Source organism: Streptococcus danieliae (assembly GCF_025447695.1).
In the GTDB taxonomy this organism is placed as follows: Bacteria; Bacillota; Bacilli; order Lactobacillales; family Streptococcaceae; genus Streptococcus; species Streptococcus danieliae.
Genome location: NZ_JAOBSU010000087.1, coordinates 1 through 7,059, shown reverse-complemented (window position 1 = coordinate 7,059; position 7,059 = coordinate 1). Strand labels below are relative to the sequence as shown.

Below are 7,059 nucleotides of genomic sequence, written 5' to 3'. Positions count from 1 at the left end.
CATGTTCGGGAACGACACCCTTGCGGAAGTCGACATTACCCAAATCGCGGAGTTGTAAGCTCCTTTTGGCTTTGCCGTGTCAATCCTTTTATAAAATTTTCTTTAGGTATGTTAGTCCAATTGTCGTATATTATAAGACTTACCCACTAGTATCATAGCATACAGGTCTCACATTTGAAAGCCTATTCAAGAATTCCTGCAACCTACTTAGTCCTTACTTTAAAATTCGTTCCTTGTTCCTCATAGCTATTCCCTAACTTTCCTGCTAAATTCCTCTCCCTTTTTTAGCACAAAAGTTACCCCTCCCTACCAAAAAACCAACCTCACATCAGCGAACTGCACTCGTCAGTCTGCTGCTCTGGGGTTGGTTTCGTTTTCTATCTGTGTCCTGCTCACCAGTCATACTGGGTCAGCTGGTAGTCTTGGATCAGCTGGTTGAGTTTGTGGTTGTAGGTGCTGTCGGTGGCGTAGGTGCCGGTGAGGGCCAGGGTGGCGTCTTGGTAGCTGGTGGTGTTGGCTTTCCAGGTGCCGGCGTAGAGGGGTTGGGAGAGGACTTGGGCATAGTCGGTGAGGGAGGCATAGTAGGAGGGATAGCTGCGGAATTGGTCTTGGATGTCGGAGAGGTTGCCCTTACCGTCGTCTTCTTGGGTCCAGAAGGTGGCGCTTTGGCCTTGATAGCTGCCTTTGATGCCGAAAAGGTTATGATGGGGTGGCTGGGCTAGGCGGCTGGTGCCGCGTTGGGATTCTAGGAGGGCCTGGGCGATCATAACAGAGGCGTAGAGGCCGTACTGGTTGGCGATTGCTTGGGCATCGGGGGCGATGTTTTGGACGAAGCGATCTTCGGTGCTGATGGTGTAGTCCCCTTGCTGGGTGGTGAGGGTTTGGTAGGCGAAGAAGCCCAAGCCCAGCGTTACTAAGGTCAGGGCTAAGAGGCCACGGCCTTTTTTTCTCTTGCGCATGCTTGACTCCCTTCTTCCAATTTTTCTTTAGTCTAACAAGAAAAAGGCGAGAAGTAAAGGAAAAACTAGGCTTGCCAAGGGTTGTAAAAACGGCTGCCCTGAGCCCACATGAGGTAAAAGGCGAGGATCAGGGTGAGGAGGGCTAGGCCGAGGAGAAGATAGTCCTGCCAGGTCCAGTGTTGGCTCCAATACCAGGTTCTGCGTTTTTCCTTGCCGAAGCGGCGGAGTTCCATAGCGCAGGAGATGGTTTCGATGCGCTCGAGGGAGGTTAGGATGAGCGGGAAGAGGATCAGGGCGTTGCCGCGGATCCGTGCCAAGAGGGATTGTTGGGCGGACAGGTCCAAGCCACGCGCCTGCTGGGATTTACGGATGATGACAAAGTCTTCTTGGACATCTGGAATGTAGCGCAGGGTCAGGCTTACTGCATAGGCAATGCGATAAGGGACCCCAATCTGGTTGAGGCTGGCCGCAAATTGGCTGGGGTGGGTGGTCAAGAGAAAGACCAGGGCCAGGGGCAGGGTGGCCACATACTTGAGAAAGAGGTTGGCCAGGTAGAACAGCTGCTCCTGGGTCACACTATAGGGACCGATACCGGCCCAAAGTAGGTGGCGGGTGCCATAGATGTCCACCCCATACTCTGGTGCGAAGAGGTAGACCATGAGCAGGTTCATGGCTGCAAAGAAGGAGGCAAAGTAAATCACCCAGCGAATGCTAGTCCAAGAAATACGGGCGAGGGCGAGCCCCAGCAAGGAGAGCAGGGCAATCGCCAGCAAGAGGCGCGTATCATAGGTCAACATGGCCGCAATCGAGGTCAACAAGAAAAACAGAAACTTACTAGCACCACTTAGCTTGTGGATCCAGCTAGTGCCTGCCTGATAGCCGATAAACTGATTCATGCTTGCTTCCTCCTTTCTTGGTAAAACTGGGAGAGGGCCAAGGGATCCGCCTGAAGCTTAGCTGCCAGCTCAAAAAGCGAGGTCGTCCGCAAATGGGCCTGGGCAAGGAGTTCCGGTTGAGACAGGAGCTGGCGTGGATCCTGGTCGGCAATGATCTTTCCTTGATCCAAGACCAGAGCCCGGTCGGCATACTCCAACATCAGCTGCATGTCATGGGTAATCATAACAATGGCATGCCCCAAGCCTGCTAGCTTCTGAAGAAAATCCATCATCTCCCGATAATGGGCCTGGTCCTGGCCGGCCGTCGGCTCATCCACAATCAAGACCCGGGGTTCCAAAACCAAGATGGCTGCGATGGTCATCCGTTTTTTCTGACCATAGGAAAGGGCGGAGATGGGCCAATTCCGAAAAGGGGTTAGGCCACAAATTTCCAAGACGGCTGCAACCTTGGCAGCCACTTCTGCTTCTGCCAGGCCTCTGAGCCACAAGCCCCGTGCCACCTCATCAAAGATCATAGTCTGGGAAATCATCTGGTTAGGATTCTGCAAAACATAGCCAACCTGTTTGGCCCGATCCGCCAAGGATTGGTCGGTGACTTCCTGACCCTGCCAGCAATACTGGTCTTGAGCAGGTAGGTAGCCTGATAAGAGCTGGGCCAAGGTTGACTTTCCAGTCCCATTTTTCCCAAGTAGAGCGACCAATTCGCCTTGCCGCAATTGCAGATTCAAGTTCTCAAACAGAACTGGTCTTCCCGGGTAAGCAAAGGACAGGTTGGTCCACTGGGCCAAGACCTCTGCCTCTTGCTCAGACTTCGCTGAGGAAAGCTCTGGTAGGGAAAGCTGGGGCAACTCCAAGGCTGCCAGATGATCCAAGGGCTGGTCAGCACTCAGTTCCATCCCCAACTCCCGCAGGACGGTCAGATAGAGAGGTTCACGAATCCCGGCCCTTGTTAAGAGGGGGCTAGCCAAGAGCTGGTTGGGACTGCCATCAAAGGCAATCTGGCCGTTTTCCATCAGGATAATCCGGTCCAGACCTAGTTCCAAAACCTCTTCCAGGCGGTGTTCAATAATAACCAGGGTTGAGCCTGTTTCCTCGTGCAGGCGGCCCAGCAGCTGTAAACTTTCATGGGCTGCCTGGGGATCGAGGTTGGCCAGGGGTTCATCAAATAAGAGGAGGGGACTTTCGTCAATCAAAACACCTCCGAGACCAACGGCCTGCTTCTGCCCGCCAGAGAGATCCTGGGGACGCTGCTGGGCTAGGTCAGTCAGACCGAGCTTGTCCAGCCAATAGGCGACCTTGTCACGAATGATACTGGTTTCCAAGGCATCATTTTCTAAGGCGAAGGCCACATCCTCAGCCACCGTCTGACCAATAAACTGACCATCAGTATCCTGAAGAATACTGGAAATCAAGAGGGAACGCTCGACAATACTGGAAGTCAGTAAGTCCTGTCCTTGAAAGAGTAGCTGTCCTTGAATCTCGCCCCGATAGATATGGGGGACCAAGCCGTTTAAGCATTGCCCAAGAGTCGACTTGCCAGATCCAGAGGGTCCAATAATAGCCACTTTTTCTCCCTGCTGGATGTCCAGGTTGATGTCTTTTAGCGTTGGTTCAGCTTGACTTTGGTATTGAAAGGAAAATTCTTTAAACTGAATGAGTGGTAACACCGATTTTCTCCCCTTTTTTCTTCTATTTTATCATAGATGAAATACAAAATAGACAAAATCCATAGATTGAATTTTGTCCATTTCACTTATTCTTTGGTCAAACTACCTGTTTGAACTTGATTCTTGGCGTACAGGTTCAGCAATAAGCTTCCTGCAATGGCAACAACGAGGGCATTGATTCCGCCCGCAACGATTCCTTGGGCAAAAACCTTATTGGCCGCCTCTTGGTAGATTAAAATATCCAAGACCGGAGCGACCAGTCCCCAGAGAACAATGTTGGCACTAATCTGAACCAGATTAAAGGTTAGCAGTCCTTTTGTCTGGAGCTGGCCGACTTGTAGGGACAAGCTCTTTTTGGTTATTCCAACAATCAACCCAAAAAGACCGGAGACAAAGATCCAAGACCACCAAGGATTCCCAAATTGAAGAAGATCCTTGACAGCGTGGCCGATAAAACCAATCAGAAATCCAACGAAGGGACCATAAACGACTGATAGCAAGGCCTGGACGGCGTATTGCAACTGGATCGAGGTATTGGGGATAGGTGTAGGAATACTGATGAGACCAACCACAATAAAGAGGGCAGCTCCAACACCGATAGCAACAACTTGTTTAATAGATAATTGTGACATTCTAAAACTCCTAAATTTTCTTCAACTGAATCGACCACTGAGGTCCAACGCCAACATTGTAGGCCTTGGAGAAGGACCCCTGATTGATGGCCAGACCTAGCCGGTAAACCGAGTTTACATAGAGGACTGGCTGGCCGATACGAACATCGGCAAAGGACTTGCCATAGACAACCTGATTTTGGTAAACCAGCATATCATTGTTGTAGATGGTTACCTCGAACCGATCGCCAAAGTCAGGATCCAGCTTCTGGAAGTCCTCCCGTTTAATGGAGGTCCAAAGCGAACCAAAGCGCACATCCAGGATATCGACAACCCCTTGGACCCAATCTGGCCCCTGAGTCGTTTCCACAACCGGGATTTCAACAATCCGCTCGACACTTAGTTCGGGACCGACCTCTTCAAAGCTAATGTGAGCACTGGCTAATTTAGCCCCTGTGTAGGCATAAACATCGCGACCGTGGAAGGTGTAAGAATGCTCCGTATTGGCACGGCGGTTGGAAACCTCTGAGATTTCCCGCACGGCTACCACCTGATCCTTGATGTAGGATAAGGTCCCATTATCCGGTGTGACGATGTATTGATTCCGTTTGGTCAGAGCAACCACGCTTTTACGCTTGGAACCAACTCCTGGATCGACCACCGAAACAAAGGTCGTTCCCTCCGGCCAGTAATCAATGGTTTGAAAGAGCCGATAGCTGGCCTCTTCAATATGATAGGGAGTAATGTCATGCGTGAGATGATGAATATTCAAATCACGTGCCTCTTCCAGAGCCACCCCAATCATGGCGGAAACAGCTCCATCTACCAAGCCAAAATCTGACTGCAATACTAATAACTGATTCATCATTCCTCCCAACAAAATGGTCGCTTCATTTATCGATTATTACAATAAATGAAAGAATTCTATTTTCGAATAGACCTCTAGTCTAGTCCATTTTGTCGTCTTTAGCAAGTCATTTTTCGGTTTTTCTTTATAAAAATTATTTATTGAGCGAAATTCTATGGAAAGAACAAGAATAACTGAACAAAATTCTAAAAAAGAGGGGGAATAAACGAACTATCGGCAAACATAAAAAAGTGGGCTAGAACTAAAATGAAAAACATCCGTTCTATCCCACTCCTCTTTTAGACTCATCCGAAAAAGAACTACTCGACCTTACCTTCTGAAGTCGCTTGAAAGCGGAGTTGGCCATCCAAATAGGTTGCGTGGAGGTCTAGTTGCGGGGTCCAGATTAAGAAGTCAGCGGCTGCTCCTGGTCGGATTTGGCCGCAGTCGTCTTCTAGGCCAACTGAAAGGGCTGGATTAAGAGTCGCCATCCGCAAAGCCTCTTCCGGATTACCCAAGCCCCACTCAACGACATTTTTGACACCATCCTTGAGTTGGAGGATGGATCCGGCTAGAGAACCAGAATCTTTAAGGCGGGCCGTTCCTTCATGAACAAGGACCGGGAAATCGCCCAGCTGGTAATCGCCGTCTGGCATCCCGCCTGCCCGCATGCAGTCGGTAATCAAGGCAACTTGGTCCAGGCCTTTCTGATCCAGCAAAATTTGGCAGGCTCCCGGATGGACATGGTGGCCATCACAGATTAGTTCTGCAAAGGTATGAGGTAGTTGGTACATGGCCCCAACCATACCCAACTCCCGATGGGTCAACCCCCGCATGCCATTATAGGCATGAACCCAGACACTGGCTCCTGCCTGCACAGCTGCCCGAGCTTGGTCAAAAGTCGCATTGGAGTGTCCCAAGGCAACGGTAATCCCTTCTTGGGTTAGGGTTTTAACAAACTCCTCAACTCCGTCCCGCTCAGGGGCTAAGGCAATTTTTCTAATGTGACCGTGTGCTGCTTCCTGCCAATCTCGGAATTCTTCTAAATCCGGATCTTTCATATAGGCTGGATTCTGCGCTCCTTTGAATTCCTCCGTGAAATAGGGACCTTCAAAATAAATTCCTTGAATTTTTGCTCCCTTAGCTTCCTGGTAGCGAGTTCCAATTTGTTCCGCTACTTGACGTAAATCTCCTGTATCTGCAGTCAGGGTTGTTGGGAGAAAGCTAGTCACTCCTGTACTAAGAAGTCCCTCACTCATGGTCGTTAGAATTCCATCAATATCCTTATCCATGACATCAACACCACCAAATCCATGAATATGGGTATCTACTAAACCTGCACTAATCCAATATCCCGTGTAATCACGGATTTCCGCTGATTCTGGTCTCTGAGCCTGCCATTGCCCAAAACGACCATCTTTGATTTCTAAAAAACCTGCTCCCTTTTTCTCATAGGGATAGAAAAAAGCATCTGCTTGAATATAGTAGTTCATGATCCATCCTCCTTGTTTTTATTATACACCTTGATGTCAAAAAATAAAATGGTATAGACCGATTTCTCTAAAAAAATAATCCAGGTAACTGCACTACACAATTACCTGGATTATTACTTTATGACAGGAAATGATTTCAAGAAATTAAATGAAAAGGTTATTCCTCATCTTCTCGCTTTTTCCGCCCCACTAAACTTAGAGCTGTCAGCATTCCTGCTCCTAGGAGCATAGCTGCATGCGATAGTTCTGAATTTTCTCCTGTATTTGGAAGAACCGTTACTCGTTCCTCATTAGCTCGATTTGAGCTGTCAACTACGCCCCTAGAATCTGCTGTTGATCCTGTGTTCTCATTTGTAGGTTTAGCTGAAAAACTAACTTTAATAAGAACCGCAAGCTCCTCAACTGATCCATCTGGGTAAGTCACAAGTACCACAGTCGGCTTATCACCTGCTGTGCTAGTATCCACTGGATACTTGAAGGATACTTTCGTTCCTGCTGGAAGTTCAGACAGGTTGGCAATAGAATCTTCTGCCTTCGGTGTAGAACCTGGCTCAACTGTTTGATCCTTAGCGACTGGAGTATTCTT

7 protein-coding genes are annotated in these 7,059 nt (G+C 49.0%); all 7 read right to left on the bottom strand.

The annotated features are described in order from the left end of the window. Positions 1 to 392: 392 nt before the first annotated feature. Complete coding sequence (locus tag N4310_RS06720) at positions 393 to 959, bottom strand: glycoside hydrolase family 73 protein (protein ID WP_262092572.1); 567 nt, start codon at positions 957 to 959, stop codon at positions 393 to 395. A 65-nt stretch (positions 960 to 1,024) separates the two neighbouring features. Then, complete coding sequence (locus N4310_RS06715) at positions 1,025 to 1,855, bottom strand: energy-coupling factor transporter transmembrane component T family protein (protein ID WP_262092571.1); 831 nt, start codon at positions 1,853 to 1,855, stop codon at positions 1,025 to 1,027. Further along, positions 1,852 to 3,522: an ABC transporter ATP-binding protein gene (locus N4310_RS06710; protein WP_262092570.1), complete on the bottom strand. Its 1,671-nt coding sequence runs from the start codon at positions 3,520 to 3,522 to the stop codon at positions 1,852 to 1,854. The genes N4310_RS06715 and N4310_RS06710 overlap by 4 nt, the downstream gene beginning before the upstream one ends. Before the next feature lie 86 nt (positions 3,523 to 3,608). Further along, the gene (locus tag N4310_RS06705) at positions 3,609 to 4,154 is read right to left on the bottom strand and encodes an ECF-type riboflavin transporter substrate-binding protein (protein WP_160333173.1); all 546 of its coding nucleotides are present in this window, start codon (positions 4,152 to 4,154) and stop codon (positions 3,609 to 3,611) included. A 10-nt stretch (positions 4,155 to 4,164) separates the two neighbouring features. Next, positions 4,165 to 5,001: an SAM hydrolase/SAM-dependent halogenase family protein gene (locus tag N4310_RS06700; RefSeq protein WP_262092569.1), complete on the bottom strand. Its 837-nt coding sequence runs from the start codon at positions 4,999 to 5,001 to the stop codon at positions 4,165 to 4,167. Positions 5,002 to 5,300: 299 nt separating this feature from the next. Further along, the gene (gene nagA, locus N4310_RS06695; RefSeq protein WP_262092568.1) at positions 5,301 to 6,473 is read right to left on the bottom strand and encodes an N-acetylglucosamine-6-phosphate deacetylase; all 1,173 of its coding nucleotides are present in this window, start codon (positions 6,471 to 6,473) and stop codon (positions 5,301 to 5,303) included. A gap of 157 nt (positions 6,474 to 6,630) precedes the next feature. Beyond that, a partial coding sequence (locus N4310_RS08550) for a Rib/alpha-like domain-containing protein (RefSeq protein ID WP_276552653.1) occupies positions 6,631 to 7,059 on the bottom strand: 429 nt, incomplete at its 5' end.

Coding starts and splice junctions, on each gene's coding strand:
- nagA (WP_262092568.1), bottom strand. CDS start 6,473: ATGAACTACTATATTCAAGCAGATGCTTTTTTCTATCCCTATGAGAAA.
- N4310_RS06720 (WP_262092572.1), bottom strand. CDS start 959: ATGCGCAAGAGAAAAAAAGGCCGTGGCCTCTTAGCCCTGACCTTAGTA.
- N4310_RS06705 (WP_160333173.1), bottom strand. CDS start 4,154: ATGTCACAATTATCTATTAAACAAGTTGTTGCTATCGGTGTTGGAGCT.
- N4310_RS06715 (WP_262092571.1), bottom strand. CDS start 1,855: ATGAATCAGTTTATCGGCTATCAGGCAGGCACTAGCTGGATCCACAAG.
- N4310_RS06700 (WP_262092569.1), bottom strand. CDS start 5,001: ATGATGAATCAGTTATTAGTATTGCAGTCAGATTTTGGCTTGGTAGAT.